This is a genomic window from Pseudomonas sp. AP3_22 TE3818, assembly GCF_053628995.1.
On the sequence record NZ_JBRJHL010000001.1, the window covers coordinates 5,803,716 to 5,824,131 of the forward strand.

Here is a 20,416-nt window from a genome sequence, read left to right on the forward strand (position 1 = left end):
TAACCGGGACCACCCGGAGACCGCCTGATGAGCGAGCTTTTTTACAACGCTGTGCCGAATGCGACCCGTGTCGCCCCGCCACTGCCCGAGCCTCGGCAATACCCCAGCGAGAAACCGTCACGGGTCTACCTGTTCGGGACCTGCGTGGTCGATTTGTTCTACCCCGAAGCCGGGATGGATGCGATCCACCTGTTGGAACGCGAAGGCATTCGTGTCGAGTACCCGCAAGGGCAAAGCTGCTGCGGACAACCGGCCTACACCTCGGGTTACACCGAACAGGCACGGACCGTGGCGCGCTCACAACTGGCGCTGTTCGCCGGGGATTATCCGGTGGTGGTGCCGTCGGGCTCTTGTGCCGGGATGTTGCGCGAACACTATGCCGACTTGTTCAAGGACGAGCCACACACGTTGAAACAGGTTCAGGCGCTGGCTGCCAGAACCTTTGAGCTGGCCGAGTTCCTGTTGTTTGTCTGCAAGGTGCAGTTCAAGGACAGCGGCGAGCCGGTGAAAGTGGCGCTGCACACTTCGTGTTCGGCACGCCGCGAAATGAACACCCACCTGCACGGCCGCGAGTTGTTGTCGCAGTTGAGCAATGTGGAGCGGGTCAATCACGATCACGAAAGTGAGTGCTGTGGCTTTGGCGGAACATTCAGCGTCCGTATGCCAGACATTTCCGGCGCGATGGTGGCTGACAAGACCCGGGCGTTGAAGGAATCCGGCGCGCACAAGGTATTGAGTGCCGATTGCGGCTGCTTGATGAACATCAACGGCTCGTTGGAGAAACAGAAAGAAGCGCTGCGCGGCCAACATCTGGCCAGCTTCCTCTGGCAGCGTACCGGAGGTGCGAAATGAGCACCTCGACGATTATTCCTACGGTTGCCGTAGAAGAAGATTTCCGCACCCGCGCCCACAACGCGCTGGGTGACGCGCAATTGCGAGGCAACTTTCGCAAGGCGATGGATTCACTGATGACCAAACGGGCAGCGGCGTTCAGCGATGCCCATGAAAGAGAACACTTGCGCGCACTGGGCAATGCAATCCGTGCCCGCGCGCTCTCCAAGTTGCCCGACCTGCTCGAGCAACTGGAACAGAACCTGACCCGCAACGGTGTGACAGTGCACTGGGCGGAAACGGTGGACGAGGCCAATGGCATCGTCCTCTCGATCATCCGCGCTCACGAGGGGCGGCAAGTGATCAAGGGCAAATCGATGGTCAGTGAAGAGATGGAGATGAACCATTTCCTGGCTGACCGGGGCATTGAATGCCTGGAATCGGACATGGGCGAGTACATCGTCCAGCTCGACCACGAGAAGCCTTCACACATAATCATGCCGGCGATCCACAAGAATGCCGGTCAGGTCGCGTCCTTGTTCCACGACAAACTTGGGGTGGAATACACCAAGGACGTTGACCAACTCATTCAGATCGGTCGCAAGGTCTTGCGGCAGAAATTCTTCGAAGCGGACATCGGCGTCTCCGGTGTCAACTTCGCCGTGGCCGAAACCGGCACCCTGCTGCTGGTGGAAAACGAAGGCAACGGGCGCATGACCACCACCGTACCGCCCGTGCACATCGCCGTTACCGGCATCGAAAAAGTCGTGGAAAACCTGCGCGACGTGGTGCCGTTGCTGTCGCTGCTGACCCGCTCGGCCCTGGGCATTCCGATCACGACCTACGTCAACATGATCTCCGGCCCGCGCAAGGAACATGAACTCGACGGCCCGCAGGAAGTGCACCTGGTACTGCTCGACAATGGTCGCAGCCAGGCCTTTGCCGACAGCGAATTACGCCAGACCCTGAACTGCATCCGCTGCGGTGCCTGTATGAATCATTGCCCGGTGTATACCCGAATCGGCGGCCATGCCTATGGAGAGGTCTACCCCGGCCCTATCGGAAAAATCGTCACCCCGCACATGGTCGGCCTGGCGAAAGTCCCGGATCACCCGAGCGCGTCTTCGCTGTGCGGTGCCTGCGGCGAAGTCTGCCCGGTAAAAATCCCGATCCCTGCTCTGCTGCGACGTCTGCGGGAAGAAAACGTCAAGGCCCCGGACAGCCCCCATCAAGTGATGCGTGGCCAGGGCAGCAAGTATTCGCGCAAGGAGCGGTTCCTCTGGAACGCCTGGGCGAAGCTCAACAGTTCGCCGACGCTGTATCGCCTGTTCGGCTTCTTCGCCACCCGTTTGCGCGCCCTCACGCCGAGTAATGTCGGCCCGTGGACGCAAAACCACAGCGCACCGAAACCCGCCGCCCGCTCACTGCATGACATGGCCCGCGAGCATTTGGCCAAACAGGGAGACCGCTGATGAGCGCCAAGCAAAATATCCTCGCCAAACTGCGTAAAAGTCTGACAGGCACCACGCCGGTGGCCGACAACTTTGATGTCGATCTGGTGACCCAGCCTTACACCTACGCGCCTGAGCAACGCATTCCACAACTACGCAAACTGATGGAGGCGGTGCACACGGAAATCCACCTGACGTCCGGTGAACAATGGCCGGCGCTGTTGGCGCAATTGCTGCGGGACCGCCAGTTGCCAAGCCTGCTGATCGCACCGACAACGCCCCACGGTCAACGCATCACACAGCATTGGGCGAATAATCCCGATCTGCCGACGCTCAAGGCCTACGACCGTCCGGTCGAAGAATGGAAAGCCGAGTTGTTCAACGATACCCCGGCGAGCCTGACCGGCAGCCTCGGCGCCATCGCGGCAACCGGCAGCCTGATTATCTGGCCGACCCGGGAAGAACCGCGCTTGATGAGCCTGGCGCCACCGGTGCATTTCGCCCTGCTCAAGGCCAGTGAAATCCGCGACAACTTCTATCAGGTGCAACAGGAATTCGAATGGGCCCAAGGCATGCCGACCAACGCGTTGCTGGTGTCCGGCCCGTCGAAGACCGCCGACATCGAACAAGTGCTGGCGTACGGCGCCCACGGCCCGAAAGACCTGGTGGTGTTGATCCTGGAGGACCAATGAGTCTACCGGCCGCTTTCCTGCGCGATGCACAGCAACTGATTCCACAAGAGCGACGTTTTGACGACCCGCTGTCGACCCTGGCCTTCGGCACCGATGCCAGTTTCTATCGATTGATTCCGCAACTGGTGATCCGCGTCGAGTCCGAAGACGAAGTCGTGGCACTGCTGCAACTGGCGCAACGCGATCAGGTGCCGGTGACCTTCCGCGCCGCTGGCACCAGTCTGTCCGGCCAGGCGATCAGCGACTCGGTGCTGATCGTGCTGGGGGACAACTGGAACGCGCGCGAGATCCGCGACCAGGGCACGCAAATCCGCCTGCAACCGGGTGTGATCGGCGCCCAGGCCAACGCCTGGCTGGCGCCGTTCGGACGCAAGATCGGCCCGGACCCGGCCTCGATCAACGCCTGCAAGATCGGCGGTATCGTCGCCAACAACGCCAGCGGCATGTGCTGCGGCACGGCGCAAAACACCTACCACACCCTGGCCGGCATTCGTCTGGTGCTGGCCGACGGCAGTCGTCTCGACACTGAAGATGCCGCCAGCGTCGCGGCGTTTCGCCAAAGCCATGCCGCGTTGCTGGAGCGCCTGGCGACTCTGGGTCGCGAGACCCGCGCCAACGCTGATCTGGCTGCGAGAATCCGCCACAAATACCGTCTGAAAAATACCACCGGCCTGTCGCTCAATGCCTTGGTGGATTTCGACGAGCCTGTGGATATCTTGAGCCACTTGCTGGTGGGCTCCGAGGGCACGCTCGGGTTCATCAGTGCGGTGACCTACGACACGGTGATCGACCACCCGAACAAGGCATCGGCCCTGATTGTCTTCCCGGATGTCGAGACCTGCTGCAACGCGGTCACCGTACTGAAAAGCCAACCGGTGTCGGCCGTGGAACTGCTGGACCGGCGCAGCCTGCGCTCAGTGCAGGACAAACCCGGCATGCCGTCTTTCGTACAGCATCTGTCGAACAATGCCTGCGCCCTGCTGATCGAATCCCGCGCCGCCTCGTCCGCCCTGCTGCATGAACAATTGGCGCAGATCATGGCGTCGCTGCAGACGTTCCCGGTGGAAAAACAGGTCGACTTCACGGAGGACCCACGGGAAAACGCCCGTCTCTGGGCCATCCGCAAAGACACCTTCCCCGCCGTCGGCGCGGTGCGCAAGACCGGCACCACGGTGATCATCGAAGACGTCACCTTCCCGGTCGAACAACTGGCCATCGGCGTCAATCGCCTGATCGAACTGTTCGACAAACATCACTACGATGAAGCGATCCTTTTCGGACACGCACTGGAAGGCAATCTGCACTTCGTCTTCACCCAAGGCTTCAACAACACGGAAGAAGTCGCACGCTATCAGGCGTTCATGGACGACGTGGCGCAACTGGTGGCAGTGGAGTTCGGCGGTTCGCTGAAAGCCGAACACGGTACCGGACGCAACATGGCGCCGTTCGTCGAGCTGGAATGGGGCAGCGATGCCTACCAGTTGATGTGGCAACTCAAGCGCCTGCTCGATCCCAACGGGATTCTCAACCCGGACGTGGTGCTCAGCGAAGATCCGCAGATCCACCTCAAGCACCTCAAGCCCTTGCCGGCCGCCGACGAGATTGTGGACAAGTGCATCGAATGCGGCTTCTGCGAACCGGTCTGCCCATCGAAGGGCCTGACCCTGAGCCCACGCCAACGCATCGTGATCTGGCGCGACATTCAGGCGCGAAAACGCGCCGGCATCGATACCACCGAACTCGAAGCCGCGTACGAATACCAGGGCATCGATACCTGCGCCGCCACCGGCCTGTGCGCGCAACGTTGCCCGGTCGGTATCAACACCGGCGAGCTGGTGAAAAAACTCCGTAGCCGTACGGCCACCCATACGAAAACCGCCAACTGGCTTGAAGGAAATTTCGCCACGGCGTTACAAGGGGCGCGGCTCACCCTGCACGTCGCCAATGGCGCACGGATGTTGTTGGGCGCGCCACGCCTGGCAAAACTCTCGGCAACGCTGACGAAGCTGTCCAAAGGTCAGGTCCCGCAATGGACCAACGCCATGCCGCAGCCGGAAAAAGCCATCCGCTTCAGTCCCGCAGTGTCGGACGAACGCCCTCGGGTGGTGTACCTGGCGGCGTGTGTGTCGCGGGTCATGGGGCCAGCGGCGGGGGATAAAGAGCAGGTGTCGTTGTACGACAAAACCCGCGGGCTGCTGGAAAAGGCTGGTTACCAGGTGGTCTTCCCGGACAATCTGGACAACCTCTGCTGCGGCCAGCCATTCGCCTCCAAAGGCTACGCCGAACACGCCGAACACAAACGCCAGGAACTGATCGGCGCCTTGCTGCACGCCAGTCGCGGCGGGCTCGACCCGATTTATTGCGACACCAGTCCCTGTACGTTACGGCTCACTCAAGACCTTGGCGACGTTCGACTGGACCTCTACGACCCGGTGCGGTTCATCCGCACGCACCTGATGGATCGCCTCGACTTCACACCGCAGGAAGCGCCGATTGCAGTGCACGTCACTTGCAGCACTCAGCACCTCGGCGAAAGTCAGGCGCTGATCGATCTGGCGCGCAAATGCAGCAAAAACGTGGTCATTCCCGAAGGCATTCACTGCTGCGGCTTCGCCGGCGACAAGGGTTTCACCACGCCGCAATTGAATGCCCATTCGCTGCGCACGCTCAAGGATGCGGTGCAACAATGCAGCGAAGGTATTTCCACCAGCCGCACCTGTGAGATCGGTTTGACGCAACATGGCGGCATTGATTACCACGGTCTAGTCTATCTGGTGGACCGCGTTACCCAGGCTAGGGTGCCCTGATAGCAGGACCCAAGGAAGGTGCATAGATGTACCTACTTGCCGGAATCGATAGCTCCACAGTAAAAAACAGAACCCTGAGGTGCCACCGCAGTCCACTGATCAAGTCCCGCCAATGCGGGACTCTCCCAACACTCGGTAGCTCGATTTGATGGCCAGCAATGCCTGGCCCTTCAGCTCAAGGAGATACACATGAATCGTTCTGTGCTGTTAGGTTTGTTTATTACTGCCTCTATGCTCGCCTCCCCCTCGTTTGCCGCAGAAAAAGATCAGTGCGCGGTCAATCTGCAAACCATCGAAAACGCAAAGGCACAGATTCCTCCGGAAATGGTTGACCAGGTAAAAGCCTCCGTCGAGCAAGCCGAAGCCGACCATGCAAAAGGCACCAAGCAGGGCACTGATGATTGCATCGCCGAGACCAACGACGTCATCAAGGCCCTCACCGACGCGAAAAAAGGCGGGAAGTAATCCGATACGAAGCAAAACAAAACCCGCCAACGGCGGGTTTTTTTGCATCGGGGGTCAGGGAATGTGTAACCGCCCGCATCGCGGGAAAAGCTTGGCACGTTGTCTGAAAAAACCGAATTCTTGTGTTGAATCGTAGTCTTTGAGGTAGGCCCCATCCGTTCAAGGTGATACCCATGAAGCGCACCACACTCGCTGGTCTGTTCATTTCCGCTGCAATATTGGCCTCTCCTGCATTTGCTGCGGACAACAACCTGTGTACGAGCAAACTGCAAGAGCTCAAAGGCAAAGTGAACGCGCTGCCGGCGACCTCCGGAAGCACCGCCATGGAGATCAAGAGACTGATGTCCAGCGCTGAAGCCTCACAAGCCTCCGGAGACGACACAAAATGCGTCACCGAAGCCACCCAGGCATTGGCACTCGCTGACAAACAGAGCAACCAGCCAACCCCATAATGTGTGGTGGCCTACCTTCGGGTTGGCCTTCTGAGTCGCGTTGACGTACACTGTGCAGGCTTGTTGCTCAATTGATTCACAGAGCACCAGGCTCGGGGCCGTTTAGGATTCGACGCCGGTTGCGAAACTTTAGGTGCATGCCGAGTTGGTAACAGAACTCGTAAATCCACTGTTGCAACTTCCTATAGTTGCCAATGACGAAACCTACGGGGAATACGCTCTCGCTGCGTAAGCAGCCTTAGCCCTTCCCTCCTGGTACCTTCGGGTCCAGCAATCATCAGGGGATGTCTGTAAACCCAAAGTGATTGTCATATAGAACAGAATCGCCGTGCAGTACGTTGTGGACGAAGCGGCTAAAACTTACACAACTCGCCCAAAGCACCCTGCCCGTCGGGTCGCTGAGGGTTAACTTAATAGACACGGCTACGCATGTAGTACCGACAGCGGAGTACTGGCGGACGGGGGTTCAAATCCCCCCGGCTCCACCACTTCATCATCTAAAGACGTCCTCGGACGTCTTTTTTTGTGCCTGAAATCCAGTGAAATCAAGGGTTTTAGCGCTATTGGGCTGCGCAGAGGTTTCTTTGCGCTCCAGCCGCTTGGGTATTCCAAACGGTGTTCCAAACGGTGTTCCAAGCCATCCAATGCTTTTTTTTGGGGGCCTTCACCAGTTTGGAGGTCACTTCATTTTTGACTCGGACGCAGTCTACTGTAGGAGCTGGCTTGCCAGCGATGGTCGTTAACGATAACGCGTGTGAGCTGGATAAACGCGGTGCACCTGAGTCCATCGCCAGCAAGCCGGCTCCTACAATTTCCCGGCAATGCGTGAAGAGCCTTTTTTTGGAAAATCAAAACAGGGTCAGAGATAGCTCTCGGCCCCGGTTGATAAACAACAACACCGGCCGCCCTGCATCAATCCGAATCGATAACCTCACAATCCAGATTCGCCAGCACTTCGGGTGCAAGGGTAGTCAGCACCAGGCGTGAGGCGAAGTCTGCGCACATATGAACCGTGTTGGTCGCGATGCGCTTGTACAAGGCCTGGCCCTCGGCCTCACCACTGTTGGGATTGACGTCGAAGTGCGGGAAATTGCTGCTGGCAATGTCCAGGCGCACGCGGTGCCCGCGTTTGAACAGGTTGCAGGTGGCAAACGGCTCGATCACGACTTTTACCCGTTGCCCCGGAGTCAGTAGCTGCGGCTTCTCCCACGAGTCGCGGTAACGGCAGCGCACGATTCCGTCGGTGATGTTCATCGCATAGCCATCCGGATAAACGTCCACCAGTTTGGCGGTGAAGTCGGTATCGAGGCCGTCGCTTTCCACCCACAGTTCAATGCTTAGCGGGCCAGCGACGATCATGTCTTCGGTCAATGGCAGGGTCTGGAAACTCAGCACATCGGCACGGTCGGCCAATGGCCGGTCATTACCCTGTGTGCCAAAAAAATCCGCTCGCTCACGTTGATCGAACGCGCCACCGACGAATACCGGAGCACCGGAGGTCAGTGCGCCCCCGATGGTCGGCACCGGATGATCGGGATCGGCGCGATAGCTCAGGCTCGACTCGCGCACTGAAGGCTGATCCGTGGTCAATTGGCGCAGAGCATTCAGGTACAGGCTCAGGGACCGACTGCCCGGAAGCGGCCACTGCGAGCTCTTCAACCAGCGTCCGCCATGTTGCAGTCGGCCGTGCTGATCTTTCGAACCATCGCCCCCGCCCATCAGAAATACCTGGACCGGCGCCGTGGCCGCAGCCTCGCCGGTCTGGTCCTTGAGCGAGCGTGCAAACCAGTCCAGTCGACAATCCAGCCAGGTGCGCGCCACGTTGCCATCGAAGTTGGCCGCCGCACCGAACTCGACATCGCCGCTATGGCTGATGTTGCGATCGCCGTGCAGCCACGGTCCCATGATCAAATGCTGGGCGCTGCGGTTGTGGCGGCTGAAGGCACGGTAGTTGGCCAGCGTCGAGCTGACATACGCGTCGTACCAGCTGGACATGAACAGCACCGGAATATCCGGCAGGTTGTCGTAGTGTCCTTCGGCATAAATGCCGGGCTTGCGCCAGTAATCGCTGAAAGTACCCTGCGACCATTGTTCCAGTAGATAGGCTTCGTACTCCGGAACATGGCGAATCGGCGAGTGTCCGGCCTGCCACGGCATGCGGGCGAACCACTGGTGTATGTCTTCTTGCTCGAGGGCTTCGCGGATCTTTGGGTTGGCGATCGCGGCGGGACTTTCCTTGGCCTGCCGCCAGGCCCACGTCGCCTGTTTCAATTCGAACGCGCCACCCTGGCGAATGCCGCACTGGAACGCGTTCGCAAAGCCGCCGGAGTCGAGCACCATGCTTTTCAGTCCAGGTGGATGCAGGCAGGCCATCGCCAATTGCGTATGGGCCGCGTAGGACAAACCCATGCTGCCGATTCGCCCGTTGCACCAGGGTTGCTCGACGATCCAGGCGAGGGTGTCAAAACCGTCTTCGCCTTCCGAGGTGTATTTGGTGAATACGCCTTCGGAGGCGTAGCGCCCGCGACAATCCTGAAAGATCGCCACGAAGCCTTGCGCAGTGAAACGCGCGGCCATGGCCCCGCGGGAGATGTGCTGGGCGTCGAGTTGTTTTTCCGAGCGCGAGGGGCTGCTCTTGTTGTAGGGCGTGCGCTCGATCACCACCGGCCACGGGCCTGCGCTATCGGTTGGCAGGTAAATATCGGTCGCGAGGTGGATGCCGTCACGCAGACGGATCATCTGGTCACGCAGCAAGCGCATGGCGGGCAATGCCTGTTCGTTCAGCGAAGTCATATCAGAACCTTGTGGAAACCGGCGCCCGTCCCCTTGCGGGTGGACGCCCTGGAACTCAGTAGCCGGTGGTCACTGCGACCGCCAGCAACACCATCGCCAGCACGGTATAGATCAGGAACAACGGCAAGATGTAGCGCGCCCACTGACCCCAGCCGACTTGCGCGGTGGCGAGCAGTACAAGCAGACCGCTGGAGGTCGGGGTGATCATGTTGGTCAGGCCATTGCCGAGCAAAAACGCATACACCGTGGTTTGCGGGCTGACACCGGAGAGTTGGCCGAGTGGGCCAAAGATCGGCATGGTCACGGCCGCCTGACCGGAGGTGGACGGGATCAGCACATCCAGGCCCAGCTGCGAGAAGAACATCGCGTAGGCCGAAACCACCGGGCCATGATCGCTGACCACGCTGGCCAGGCCGTTGACGATGGTGTCGAGCACCTGACCGGTGCTGAGGATGATTTCCACCGCAGTCGCCAGACCGATCAACACACCGGCGATCAGGACTTTTTTCATGCCGTCGACAAAAGCACTGGCGGCGGTGCTGGCGCCCATGCCGTGGATGGCTGCGAAGATCACGCTCAGCAGCAGATAGAACGCCGACAGTTCGTGGTACTTCCAGCCCCAGCGGTTTGACGCAAACACCATAAAGCCCACGCCGAAGGCCAGCACCAGCAGGTTGAGCAAATGGCGCAACGGCAGCGGTTGGCTTTCGAAGGTAATGACCGCGTTGGCGTCATAGCCGTGGCGACGAATGCTCCACAGCACGAAGACAATGCCAACGGCGAGGAACAATGCGTAAGCGGCAATGCGCATGCTCATGCCGCTGAAAATCGGCAGCCCGACCATCGGTTGTGCCACGGACAGCGCGACCGGATTGGTGATCGATGCCAGATAACCGATCTTCACTGAAATACAGACGATGGCCAGGCCGATCAGGTTCGACAGCCCCAGTCGATTGGCCATCGCGACCATCAGCGGCACGATCAGGATGAATTCCTTGGCCAACCCCATGAAGGTACTGCCGGCGGAGAACACCAGCATCAGCATCGGCACCAGCACGTAGATGTTGCCGCGCGTCATGCCGAGCAGGCGTTCGAGCCCGGCGTCTATCACCCCGGCCTTGTTCAGCACGCCGAACATGCCGCCGATGAACAGCACCATGAAAATCAGCCCGGCGCGTTTCTCGATGCCCTGCGGGATCGCCATGAACCCTTCGATCAGCGACACCGGGCGGGCCACCGCATCCTTGGCTGCGCGTGGTTCGACAGCAAACAGATGAGTGAGGGAATGACTCTTTTCCAGGACTTGATAAGAGCCCGGTACCACCAGCCCGTTCTGGCGCTGGAAGCTGCCGGAGTTGACCGCATACGTGAACCCGACCGCGAGCAACACGATGCTCAGCAGGATGATGGCCGGGTTGATGGTTTTGCGTACAGTCGGCTTGACGGGTTGCGTCTGACTTTCGGCAGCGCCCGGTTGTGCGAGGTCGATCTGGGACATGGCGGTGAGCCCTTTGGTGTTTTTATTTTGAGTGTCAATGTTTCGATGGGGCAGACACTAGGGCAAACGCCAAGGGGCTACAACGTTATGCGTGGAGCGGGTCGGGCTATGCGTTTTGTGATGCGTGGTCGGTCTTCATCGACTCGTTCAGACGTTGTTTGAGATGGGCGGCAAAGGCACTCACCATCGGTGGGCGCTGCTCGTCCCGACGGAATGCCAGACCGAATTCGTAGCGCAGTGTCGGGCGAAAAGGTCGGGTGACAACCGGCAAGTGAGTGAAGTGACTGGCCAGCAATCCATTGACGATCGACACCCCCAGGCCCTCGGCGACAAAGCTGCAGGCGGCACCGACCGAATGCACTTCGATGCGCACTTGCGGTGTCAGGTTGACGGCGCGAAACACCTGATTGAGTTCGGCGCGCAAGGCCCGTTGCCGGCCCAGCAATACCAGCGGCACATTGCGCAGATGCTGCACATCGATCACTGCATGGCGGGTCAACGGATGATCCGCGGGCATGACGCAGACACCTTCGGTTTCCAGTACCGGTTCAATGTCGAAGTCGGACAGTTCCGTAGGCAAACGCACGAAGCCGAGATCGGCAGACCGGTCGAGCACGGCGCGCTCGATGGTGTCGTACGAGCCGGTGAGCAACTCGACGACGATGTCGTCGTGACTCTTGAGAAATTCGGCAACGATTTTCGGCAGCAGCTCCTGGGTCATGCTGGTCGGCACGCCCACCTTGAGCAGGCTCTTGTGCGAGCGACCGATGCGCAGCTCATCGGCCATGCGTTGAATGCGCTGCATGCCTTCCACCAGCCCCGCGACCTCGGCGAGCAGCTCTTCGGCTTCCGGCGTGGCCATCAAACGGCCCTTTTTACGCAGGAACAAAGCGAAGCCCAATGCTTCTTCCAACTGCGTCAGCAAGCGGCTGACGGCCGATTGGGAAAGCCCCATGCGAGTGGCGGCGCCGATGGTCGAACCGGAGGCCATGATGGCTTTGAAAGCTTCGAGTTGCTTGAGATTCACGCTACCGATTCCCCTGGTTTTGCAACGGTGCACGCCTGCGAAAAACCAGCTTTCGCATAGCCTGATGCGCTTCGCGCATAACGTTGTGGACGCGCTGTCGAGCCGTTAGTGTCCGCCGCAATGCGCCGCTAAGTCCAGCTTCGCAGACCAACAAAATCGAGACCCATCCCGATTCCGGGACCTTTGCGACTGCCCATAAAACCGATAATGCGGGGCTGAGGAAAACACCATGCGTGGACTGTTCACGAGAGGCGGCATTGTGTCCGCAGGATTGCTGGCGGGTCTGTCGCCAGCGCTGATGGCCCAAGGATTTTTCGAAGATTCCCAAGGCAAACTGACCTTGCGCAATTACTACTTCAACGATGGTTATCGCGACGGTGGCGAGGACCGCAAAGAGTGGGCGCAGGGTTTCTTGCTCAACCTGCAATCGGGTTACACCGAGGGTGCGCTGGGGTTCGGTCTGGATGCGTTGGGCCTGGCCGGCCTGAAGCTTGATTCCAGCCCGACCCATGCGGGCACCGGTTTGCTGCCGGTGCACGATGATGGCCATGCAGCGGATGGTTTTTCCAGCCTGGGTATCACTGCAAAAATGCGTATCGGCGAGGCCGTGATCAAGACCGGTAACCTGATGCCGAGGATTCCGGTGCTGGTCTACAACGATGGGCGCCTGTTGCCGCAAACCTTTCGCGGTACGCAAATCGAGTACAGCGGCATTCGCGATCTGTACTTGCACAGCGGTCATCTGGACAAGTTCAAGCAGCGCAACTCCACCGACAGCGTCGATATCTATCCACAGGGCTACACCGGTAGCAAAGGCACTGACTTTGATTTTGCCGGAGCCACTTACAAGTTCACGCCAACCCTCAGCGGCACCTGGTATTACGGGGAGATGCGCGAGTTCTACCGGCAGCAGTTTTTCGGTCTGGTGCACAAACTACCGATAGGCATTGGCAGCCTGACCAGCGATTTGCGCTACTTCATCAGTGGCGATGCCGGCGAGGCGCGCAATGGTGCGGTGGATGCCGATATGTTCAGCGGCCTTTTCACCTATCGCCTCGGCGGCCATGCACTTGGTCTGGGTTATCAGAAGGTCAGCGGCGATACGGCATTGCCCTACACCAGCGTGTCGACGGTCTATTCGTTCTCCAATGCCGGCGTCGGAAAGTTCATCCAGGCCGGAGAGCAGACCTGGATGCTGCGCTACGACTATGACTTCGCTGCGTTTGTGCCTGGCCTGAGCCTGATGACCCGTTACTACAAGGGCGAGAACGGGGACTACAAAGGACGCGAAGCCCGGGAGTGGGAATCCGACACCAATCTGCGATATGTCATACAGAGCAGCGCGTTCCAAGGCATAGGCATCGAAGTGCGAAAAGCCACTTATCGTTCTACCTACGCCAGCGATCGAGATAACTATCGCCTGTACCTGACTTATGACATCGCATTGTGGTAACCCATTGACCCGGCCCACCAATCAAAGCTGACAAGGCCCACCCAGTGTGGGCCTTATTGCATCTGGGGTTTGATCATTCACGCCTCACACCGCACCCTGTGGGAGCGGGCTTGCCCGCGAAGAGGCCAGCGAAACCGCCCGGATGTTTTCCAACCGCAGGTCCCCGCGTCACCACCCTCTCTCCCGGAGAAGCCCATGCGCCAAGCCCTCCTGATCATCGACGTACAACCCAGCTTCGCCCCACCACAGTGGCTGGTCGAAGGTATCCAGGCACTCATCGGCACCCTGCCCAGTGTCGCCACGGTCGAGCGTCACGACGAGTCCATAACCCCCTTCGAAAAACAGCTTGGCTGGCACCCCGCGCCGGACGATGACAGCCTGATCCCCGCCGACCGGATTTTCATCAAGCACGGCTACGCCCCCACGCCGCAAACCATCGACTACCTGAAAAGCCTGAACGTCGAGCGCGTGCTGGTGTGCGGCCTGCAGACCGAAACCTGCTGCCTGGCGGCGGGGTTTGCGCTGTTTGATGCGGGCTTGCAGCCAACTTTGATTACGGATTTGACGGTGGGGTCATCGCTGGACCGGACGGGCGAGCTGGGGGTCCGGCTTTGGGAGCATCATTTCAAGCACACAGTGAGATCGGGCGACCTGTGACTTCACCACGTCCTAGGACATTTCCCGCAAAACGCATCGCCTTTCATGAACTGGCGGGGGCTGCTTCTCGACGATAGCCTTCAGGGGTCGCTACAAATCAGCGACCGGCTTTGACAGGCTGAAAAACGGGGCAGCTCCTATAAACAAAACAGGATCTCCATCATGAAAAGACACAGCCCCACCCTGCAAGACACTTCACCTGATACAACCACCGAATCACCCGACTTATCCAACCTATCCAAAACCACCGAACCCGCCATCAGCGCCCGCCTGCGCAACCCCAATCACCTCGACCCCGTCAGCCACGTCTTTACGATCCGCCCCGACATCGACACGCCGTCCCTGCTCACCCACGCCAGCGAAACCCTCGCCTCGCTCAACGTCATGAGCACCGACCTTGCCTGCGAGCTTGAGAGTTCGCGTCGCAACATCGCCCTGGCGATCCAGCAGTTGGCCGTGCTGGCGCAATTGCTGGTGAACCGGGCTCTGGACAACATCGCGCCCCTCGAGGAAGCAGAGGCTTGAGATGGATCGATCCATGCCGATGCCAGACAGGTCAGTCGCCGGGCAAACACGAACCCACAAAGCCCTTCTACACTCCATTCGCAAACGCCCTAAAACACCCGTCGAATAGGCCCCCATGACGACCCTCACCGACCGTTTGAAGCAAGGCAAAGATGCACGCAAGAAGTGCTCGCGCAGTTCGCAAGCAGCCCTGGGCAATGTCGATCGCGACCCGATACCGCTGATCAAGGCGTCGAGTGAAGGACGCATCAAATCGCTGGTGGAGCTGCGTTACGGGCGCATGCTGGTGTCGCCGTTCTCCTTCTATCGCGGCAATGCGCTGCTGCAGGCCCATGACCTGGCGAGCACCTCGAACATGGGGCTGGTGTCGCCGATATGTGGTGATAGCCACCTGATGAACTTCGGCGGTTTCGCAACCCCTGAACGCAACCTGCTGTTCAGCGTCAACGACTTCGACGAAGCCCATCCCGGGCCGTGGGAGTGGGACTTGAAGCGCCTGGTGGCGAGTTTTCTGGTGGCCGCCCACGACTTGCGCCATGGCGAGTCGGTTGAAGAAACCATCTGCCATGAGGTGGTGAGTGCCTATCAGAAAACCATGTTCGAATGCGCCGAGCAAAGTTCGCTGGAAACCTGGTACGAATCCATCAGCTATGACGACCTGCTGGCGCAGGCCAACAAAAGCACCCTGGAACACGTGGAGCGCGCTATCGCAAAAGCCGAGCGTCGCACCCATGCGGAACTGCTGCCAAAAATCAGCGAACGCGACGCCCATGGGCGCCTGATCATTCGCGATGACCTGCCGGAAATTTTCCACCTGCACAAGAACACCACGCTGCTGGACGCCGATGATGACTGGTTGCGTCTCTCGGACTGGCGTCCGCTCTACGACACCTTCATGCGTGACTATCGCGGCACCCTGCAAGCGGACCGCCGTGATCTGCTGTCGCGTTTTCACGTACAGGACATGGCGTTCAAGGTGGTGGGCGTCGGCAGTGTCGGCACCCGTTGCCTGGTCGCGCTGCTGACCGACGATCAGCAGTTCCCGTTGTTCCTGCAATTCAAGGAAGCGCGGCGCTCGGTACTCGCCGGCTATGTGAAGGCCAAGTCGCGGGTGCGGCATGAAGGGCAGCGGGTGGTCGAGGGTCAACGCTTGATGCAATCGGCCAGCGACCTGTTCCTTGGCTGGACCACCGGCCCCAGCGGGCGGCATTTCTATGTGCGGCAATTGCGCGATATGAAAATTTCCGCCGAACTCGAGACCTTCGATGGCGAAGCCTTCGCGGCCTATGGCCGGCTCTGTGGCCGGGCCCTGGCTCGCGCCCATGCCAAGTCTTCCGGGCAGGCGGCGGTGATCAGCGGCTACATCGGCAAGAGCGAGGCATTGGCCGATGCGCTTTATAAATACGCCCAGGGCTATACCGAGCAGAACGAGCGAGATTTCGAGCGTTTCCAGCAAGCCTGCCGCAAGGGCCGTTTGCGTGCGCGGTCGGAAGCCGACTTTGCTGCCGATCATTTGCCGTAGCGGTGTCGCAGGCTCTGGTGCGGGGCTTTGATCGAGATGAATTTTTCTTCACCCCACCTTCTCGCGCCAGCCTGTACATTTCGCTCGCTCATTCAAGAAACTACGGTTTGCCCGCCCTCCCGCGGGCTTTTTTTTGGGCTTTCACTGGTTTTTCGACTCTTGCAGGCGATGGGCGTTAACGATAACGCGTGTGAACCGGATAAACGCGGCGTACTTGAGTCCATCGCCGGCAAGCCGGCTCCTACAGTTTCAGCGTGGGCATGGCCCCCTGTAGGAGCTGGCTTGCCAGCGATGGTCGTCAACGATTACGCGTGGGAACGGGATGAACGCGGCGTACTTGAGTCCATCGCCGGCAAGCCGGCTCCTACAGTTTCAGCGTGGGCATGGCCCCCTGTAGGAGCTGGCTTGCCAGCGATGGTCGTTAACGATTACGCGTGGGAACGGGATGAACGCCGCGTACTGGAGTCCATCGCCAGCAAGCTGGCTCCTGCAATTCCCCGGCTACGCCCACTCAATTCACTGGCTGACTCTGAGCCACCGGCACCGATTGTTGCGCTTTGGAGAGCACCGGCTGTTCCAGCCTCGCTCGCCCGTAAAACGCCAGCGCCGTCAGCAAACACGCCAGCCACACAAAGATCCCGGCCCAGAAGGTGTGGGACATGTAGTGCCAGCCTTGCAGCACCCGCGTTGTGCCGTAGATGAAGCCGAGGGTCAGCGAGCCGTACATGATCGCCTTGGAATAGCGCCAGCGATAACGGCGAGCCACGAAGTACAACGCCAGCATGGTGAAACCGCCCGAGGCATGTCCGCCCGGCCAGCAGCGCCCCGGACCGGCAACTTTCAGCAGGTCGAAATTCTCGTACCACTCGACGTGCTCCATTTTGCCGCCGTACAGGGTGGTCTCGATCGGGCAATACACGCTGGTGTGGCCCTTGAGGTAGTGAATGACCCCGGTGCTGATGGAAAACGCGAACACCACGTAGAGAAAGTCGCGACGGTGGCGGGTGGCAAAGCGCAGCACCGGTGCGACTTTTATTTTTTCCAGGAAGGCGATGATTTTCGAATGCTTTTCCGCCTTCAGGCGCGGCCAGAGAAACGACAGCAAGGCACCGATAATCGCAATTTCGCCGGTCCAGTTCGGGATGATCCGCGCCCATTTGTGGGTGATTTTTTCGAACAGGTGGACCTGGTCCAGCGGGTACGTCTGCGTCACCGGATCAAAAAAATAGTTGTTAAAGGCAATGTCGATGCTGGTCATGTCGAACATCAGGAACACCACGACCGCGCAGGCCAGCGGAATACCGAAATTCACCCAGTAAAAGCGGTAGCGAGAGGCGGTCAGCATTGTGAATCCTGATTCAGAAAGAGGAAGGAAAAACTCAATAGGTGCTCACCGAGCTCCAGTCGGAAGCTTCGATGAAGCCAAGCATGCGCGGAGTCTGCGGGGTTTCGGCGGAAATAAACAGTGAAGCGCCATAACCCAGGGTCGAAGGCGGTAAATTGAGCTCTTTTTCCAGTTGCTCCATGCACTCGCTGTGGGTCACCAGAACCAGGTTACGCCCGGCCACTTTATGCGCAAGCGCGTCGCGCAGCATGGTGCCCTTGCAACTGATCAGCCAGTCCTCCCCCGTGCCAACCTTGTTGAACATGAAGTTGGCCGTCTGAGCCGTACGCAGGATCGGGCTGTGATAGATATCGGCCTTGCCCAGGCCCAGGTGTTTGAACTGCGACCCGAGGCTCTGGGCAATACTGCGAGAGCGCTCGGTAATGCCATCGTTGCCAACCAGGCAAGGGGCCGAGGAGTGATCGCAGCGCTCGACGTGGCGCACCAGCACGATCACGTCGCCCTTGGCCCATCCCGTCATCAAAGCCTGTGCACCGGCCACATTACCGTGGGCCAGGTCCGGTGTGGTGGCGGGACGCAGCAAAAAAAAGGTCAACGGGATCACCAGCAGCGCCGAGGCCAACACCACCGCAGCGTTGCGATAGCGGGCGAAGCGCTTCAGATCGATCGAGCGTTTTATCCCGAAAAGACTCAGTCTTAATTCCACATCAAGCCGCCTCGCCGGCATGCACCACCTCATTAGATCCCGGGAGGTTAAAGAAGCGTGCGTCGGTGGCAGGTGAAACACATGTGAAAAAAAGCTTAAAAGCACTGTAAAAATCTTGTTACAGAATCCGTTTTGAAAAATCCTTTCAGCTCCCGCCATTGCTGCCGATACATCCTGCTTACACAGCTTGGCGGCCCCCAAAAAAAACAAACTTCCAGCCAACCGACAAAAAGTAGCACTACGTTCCTGGAGGAATTTGATGAATAGCTGGTTCGGCAACATCAGCGTGAACCTGAAACTGGGCCTTGGGTTTGGCCTCGTGCTGGCACTGACCTGCGTCCTCGCCCTGACCGGCTGGACCAGCCTGGGCGGGTTGATCGACCGCAGCAACTGGATGAGCGACATCACCCAGCTCAACGCCGGCCTGACCAAGCTGCGCGTGGTTCGCCTGCAATACATGCTGACCAACGGCGACGAAACCGCCGCGCAAGGCGTGCAGACCACCCTCGATGCCTTCTCGGCCCAGCAACAGGCCCTGCTGGCGAAGTTCAAGAGCCCGGAAAACCTCAAGCTGCTTCGGGAGCAGGGCACCGTGATCGACGCCTACAGGACGTCCCTGGGAAAAATGCGCAACGCTTATCGCGCCGGCAACAGCGCCCGCGACGCCATGAGCGTCAATGCCGAAACCGCCAACTCGCTGATCAATGACATCAACACCCGCGTGCAGCAAATGCCCCTGAGCGACCAGCGTTTCGAACAGTTCCAGGCCATTACAGCGGCCAAGGAAGCGTTCCTGTTGGCGCGATACGAAGTCCGTGGTTACACCGCCACCACCAATACCGAAACCGAGCAAAAAGCGGTCGGCCAACTGGACGCCGCCATCGCCAGCCTGAAACCGCTGAACGCGCATTTCGCTGACACCCAGCAAGACGCCCTGCGTCAGCTGGAAACCGCGCTGGGCAACTACCGCAGTGCCTTGCAGGCCTACAAGGTCGCCAGCAATGACGCGGTGCAGGCGCGCAAGGAAATGACCGACCAGGGCGCCGCCATCGTGTCCCAGAGCGATCAGCTGTATCAGATCCAGCTTGACCGCCGGGACGCCGAAAGCGCCCGGGCGCGCACGCTGCAGCTGATCAGTACGCTGCTGGCATTGTTGGTGGGCATCATTGCCGCCGTAGTCATCACGCGCCAGATCACCCGTCCATTGCGCGAAACCCTGGCGGTGGTCGACCGCATCGCCAGCGGCGATCTGTCCCAGAACGTGCTGGTCACCCGTCGTGACGAACTCGGCGTGTTGCAACAAGGCATCGCACGCATGGGCGTGACCCTGCGCGACTTGATCAGCGGCATCCGCGACGGCGTGACCCAGATCGCCAGCGCCGCCGAGGAACTGTCGGCCGTGACCGAACAGACCAGCGCCGGGGTCAACAGCCAGAAAGTCGAGACAGATCAGGTCGCGACCGCCATGCACGAGATGACCGCCACCGTGCAGGAAGTCGCGCGCAACGCCGAAGAAGCTTCGCAAGCCGCTGCGGCGGCGGACGGCGAAGCCCGTGAAGGCGACAAAGTGGTCAACGAAGCCATCGCCCAGATCGAGCGCCTGGCCAGCGAAGTGGTGCGTTCCACCGAAGCCATGAGCGTGCTGCAACAGGAAAGCGACAAGATCGGCAGCGTCATGGACGTGATCAAGGCCGTGGCCGAGCAGACCAACCTGCTGGCGCTCAACGCCGCCATCGAAGCGGCCCGCGCCGGTGAAGCCGGTCGTGGTTTTGCCGTGGTGGCCGACGAGGTTCGCGGCCTGGCCCAGCGCACGCAGAAATCCACCGAGGAAATCGAAGGGCTGGTGGCCGGCCTGCAGAACGGCACGCAACAAGTGTCCGCCGTGATGAACAACAGCCGCGTCCTCACCGACAGCAGCGTGGCCCTGACCCGCAAGGCCGGCGAGTCACTGGAGAGCATCACCCGCACGGTGTCCAACATCCAGTCGATGAACCAGCAGATCGCCGCGGCGGCCGAACAGCAAAGCGCCGTGGCCGAAGAGATCAGCCGCAGCATCATCAACGTGCGCGATGTGTCGGAGCAGACGGCTGCTGCGAGCGATGAGACCGCCAAGTCCAGCGTTGAACTGGCGCGGTTGGGTGGTCAATTGCAGCAGATGGTGAGCCACTTCCGCGTGTGACCGTATACCTGCG

General features: G+C 59.8%; 16 protein-coding genes, 1 other RNA gene and 1 pseudogene. 13 read left to right on the forward strand and 5 right to left on the reverse strand.

What is annotated here, in order from left to right; genetic code table 11:
* The first annotated feature begins 27 nt into the window (after window positions 1–27).
* The 7 genes from AB7M25_RS26465 (at window position 28) to ssrA (ending at window position 7,186) form a co-directional block, all read left to right on the forward strand.
* Window positions 28–852 carry a (Fe-S)-binding protein gene (locus AB7M25_RS26465; protein ID WP_007973147.1) on the forward strand — a complete coding sequence of 275 codons (825 nt, stop codon included), beginning with the start codon at window positions 28–30 and terminating at the stop codon, window positions 850–852.
* A complete protein-coding gene (locus tag AB7M25_RS26470; RefSeq protein WP_104450878.1) occupies window positions 849–2,303 on the forward strand; it encodes a LutB/LldF family L-lactate oxidation iron-sulfur protein in 1,455 nt (484 codons plus the stop codon). The genes AB7M25_RS26465 and AB7M25_RS26470 overlap by 4 nt, the downstream gene beginning before the upstream one ends.
* Window positions 2,303–2,974 (forward strand): LutC/YkgG family protein, encoded by a 672-nt coding sequence (locus AB7M25_RS26475; protein ID WP_454238178.1) that lies wholly within the window; start codon window positions 2,303–2,305, stop codon window positions 2,972–2,974. Before AB7M25_RS26470 ends, AB7M25_RS26475 begins: the two co-directional genes overlap by 1 nt.
* A complete protein-coding gene (locus AB7M25_RS26480; protein ID WP_454238179.1) occupies window positions 2,971–5,781 on the forward strand; it encodes an FAD-binding and (Fe-S)-binding domain-containing protein in 2,811 nt (936 codons plus the stop codon). The genes AB7M25_RS26475 and AB7M25_RS26480 overlap by 4 nt, the downstream gene beginning before the upstream one ends.
* 189 nt (window positions 5,782–5,970) lie before the next feature.
* Complete coding sequence (locus tag AB7M25_RS26485; protein ID WP_007973159.1) at window positions 5,971–6,246, forward strand: hypothetical protein; 276 nt, start codon at window positions 5,971–5,973, stop codon at window positions 6,244–6,246.
* A 173-nt stretch (window positions 6,247–6,419) separates the two neighbouring features.
* On the forward strand, window positions 6,420–6,698 hold the full coding sequence (locus AB7M25_RS26490; protein ID WP_454238180.1) for a hypothetical protein: 279 nt from the start codon (window positions 6,420–6,422) through the stop codon (window positions 6,696–6,698).
* 94 nt (window positions 6,699–6,792) lie between these two features.
* Window positions 6,793–7,186: a transfer-messenger RNA gene (ssrA, locus tag AB7M25_RS26495) on the forward strand.
* Window positions 7,187–7,610: 424 nt separating this feature from the next.
* On the opposite strand, the gene AB7M25_RS26500 is transcribed toward ssrA, so the two are convergent.
* From AB7M25_RS26500 to AB7M25_RS26510, 3 genes are all read right to left on the reverse strand, one after another.
* Entirely contained in the window at window positions 7,611–9,458 is a 1,848-nt protein-coding gene (locus AB7M25_RS26500) for a CocE/NonD family hydrolase (RefSeq protein WP_454238380.1), read from the reverse strand.
* A gap of 88 nt (window positions 9,459–9,546) precedes the next feature.
* Window positions 9,547–10,989, reverse strand: coding sequence for a YfcC family protein (locus AB7M25_RS26505; RefSeq protein WP_454238181.1), 1,443 nt, complete (start codon window positions 10,987–10,989; stop codon window positions 9,547–9,549).
* Between the two features lie 106 nt (window positions 10,990–11,095).
* Complete coding sequence (locus AB7M25_RS26510; RefSeq protein ID WP_454238182.1) at window positions 11,096–12,016, reverse strand: LysR family transcriptional regulator; 921 nt, start codon at window positions 12,014–12,016, stop codon at window positions 11,096–11,098.
* 229 nt (window positions 12,017–12,245) lie between these two features.
* Here AB7M25_RS26510 and AB7M25_RS26515 point away from each other — a divergent pair, with 229 nt between their 5' ends.
* The 4 genes from AB7M25_RS26515 to AB7M25_RS26530 all read left to right on the forward strand — a co-directional run bounded on the left by AB7M25_RS26515 (window position 12,246) and on the right by AB7M25_RS26530 (window position 16,173).
* Entirely contained in the window at window positions 12,246–13,469 is a 1,224-nt protein-coding gene (locus AB7M25_RS26515; protein WP_454238183.1) for an OprD family porin, read from the forward strand.
* A 195-nt stretch (window positions 13,470–13,664) separates the two neighbouring features.
* Window positions 13,665–14,126 carry a cysteine hydrolase family protein gene (locus AB7M25_RS26520; RefSeq protein WP_454238184.1) on the forward strand — a complete coding sequence of 154 codons (462 nt, stop codon included), beginning with the start codon at window positions 13,665–13,667 and terminating at the stop codon, window positions 14,124–14,126.
* Window positions 14,127–14,288: 162 nt separating this feature from the next.
* On the forward strand, window positions 14,289–14,651 hold the full coding sequence (locus AB7M25_RS26525) for a DUF6124 family protein (protein ID WP_429560337.1): 363 nt from the start codon (window positions 14,289–14,291) through the stop codon (window positions 14,649–14,651).
* A 115-nt stretch (window positions 14,652–14,766) separates the two neighbouring features.
* Entirely contained in the window at window positions 14,767–16,173 is a 1,407-nt protein-coding gene (locus AB7M25_RS26530; protein WP_454238185.1) for a DUF2252 domain-containing protein, read from the forward strand.
* A 511-nt stretch (window positions 16,174–16,684) separates the two neighbouring features.
* Here the strand turns inward: AB7M25_RS26530 and AB7M25_RS26535 are convergent.
* Together AB7M25_RS26535 and pmrG are read right to left on the reverse strand one after the other, a co-directional pair.
* Window positions 16,685–17,518: a phosphatase PAP2 family protein gene (locus AB7M25_RS26535; protein WP_429518251.1), complete on the reverse strand. Its 834-nt coding sequence runs from the start codon at window positions 17,516–17,518 to the stop codon at window positions 16,685–16,687.
* A 34-nt stretch (window positions 17,519–17,552) separates the two neighbouring features.
* Window positions 17,553–18,224 carry a lipopolysaccharide core heptose(II)-phosphate phosphatase PmrG gene (gene pmrG, locus AB7M25_RS26540; protein ID WP_454238186.1) on the reverse strand — a complete coding sequence of 224 codons (672 nt, stop codon included), beginning with the start codon at window positions 18,222–18,224 and terminating at the stop codon, window positions 17,553–17,555.
* Between the two features lie 394 nt (window positions 18,225–18,618).
* On the opposite strand from pmrG, the pseudogene AB7M25_RS26545 reads away from it, so the two are divergent.
* Both AB7M25_RS26545 and AB7M25_RS26550 read left to right on the forward strand, forming a co-directional pair.
* Window positions 18,619–19,545 (forward strand): annotated as a pseudogene (locus AB7M25_RS26545) (methyl-accepting chemotaxis protein); the annotation flags it as partial.
* The gene (locus tag AB7M25_RS26550; protein ID WP_371317832.1) at window positions 19,540–20,403 is read left to right on the forward strand and encodes a methyl-accepting chemotaxis protein; all 864 of its coding nucleotides are present in this window, start codon (window positions 19,540–19,542) and stop codon (window positions 20,401–20,403) included. The pseudogene AB7M25_RS26545 and the gene AB7M25_RS26550, both read left to right, overlap by 6 nt.
* Window positions 20,404–20,416 lie beyond the last annotated feature (13 nt).

Excerpts from the sequence above, each read along its gene's own strand:
- AB7M25_RS26470 (WP_104450878.1), top strand. The coding sequence starts at position 849 with ATGAGCACCTCGACGATTATTCCTACGGTTGCCGTAGAAGAAGATTTC.
- AB7M25_RS26520 (WP_454238184.1), top strand. The coding sequence starts at position 13,665 with ATGCGCCAAGCCCTCCTGATCATCGACGTACAACCCAGCTTCGCCCCA.
- AB7M25_RS26525 (WP_429560337.1), top strand. The coding sequence starts at position 14,289 with ATGAAAAGACACAGCCCCACCCTGCAAGACACTTCACCTGATACAACC.
- AB7M25_RS26550 (WP_371317832.1), top strand. The coding sequence starts at position 19,540 with ATGGGCGTGACCCTGCGCGACTTGATCAGCGGCATCCGCGACGGCGTG.
- AB7M25_RS26485 (WP_007973159.1), top strand. The coding sequence starts at position 5,971 with ATGAATCGTTCTGTGCTGTTAGGTTTGTTTATTACTGCCTCTATGCTC.
- AB7M25_RS26515 (WP_454238183.1), top strand. The coding sequence starts at position 12,246 with ATGCGTGGACTGTTCACGAGAGGCGGCATTGTGTCCGCAGGATTGCTG.
- AB7M25_RS26535 (WP_429518251.1), bottom strand. The coding sequence starts at position 17,518 with ATGCTGACCGCCTCTCGCTACCGCTTTTACTGGGTGAATTTCGGTATT.
- AB7M25_RS26465 (WP_007973147.1), top strand. The coding sequence starts at position 28 with ATGAGCGAGCTTTTTTACAACGCTGTGCCGAATGCGACCCGTGTCGCC.
- AB7M25_RS26480 (WP_454238179.1), top strand. The coding sequence starts at position 2,971 with ATGAGTCTACCGGCCGCTTTCCTGCGCGATGCACAGCAACTGATTCCA.
- AB7M25_RS26490 (WP_454238180.1), top strand. The coding sequence starts at position 6,420 with ATGAAGCGCACCACACTCGCTGGTCTGTTCATTTCCGCTGCAATATTG.
- AB7M25_RS26475 (WP_454238178.1), top strand. The coding sequence starts at position 2,303 with ATGAGCGCCAAGCAAAATATCCTCGCCAAACTGCGTAAAAGTCTGACA.
- AB7M25_RS26530 (WP_454238185.1), top strand. The coding sequence starts at position 14,767 with ATGACGACCCTCACCGACCGTTTGAAGCAAGGCAAAGATGCACGCAAG.
- AB7M25_RS26500 (WP_454238380.1), bottom strand. The coding sequence starts at position 9,458 with ATGCGCTTGCTGCGTGACCAGATGATCCGTCTGCGTGACGGCATCCAC.
- AB7M25_RS26505 (WP_454238181.1), bottom strand. The coding sequence starts at position 10,989 with ATGTCCCAGATCGACCTCGCACAACCGGGCGCTGCCGAAAGTCAGACG.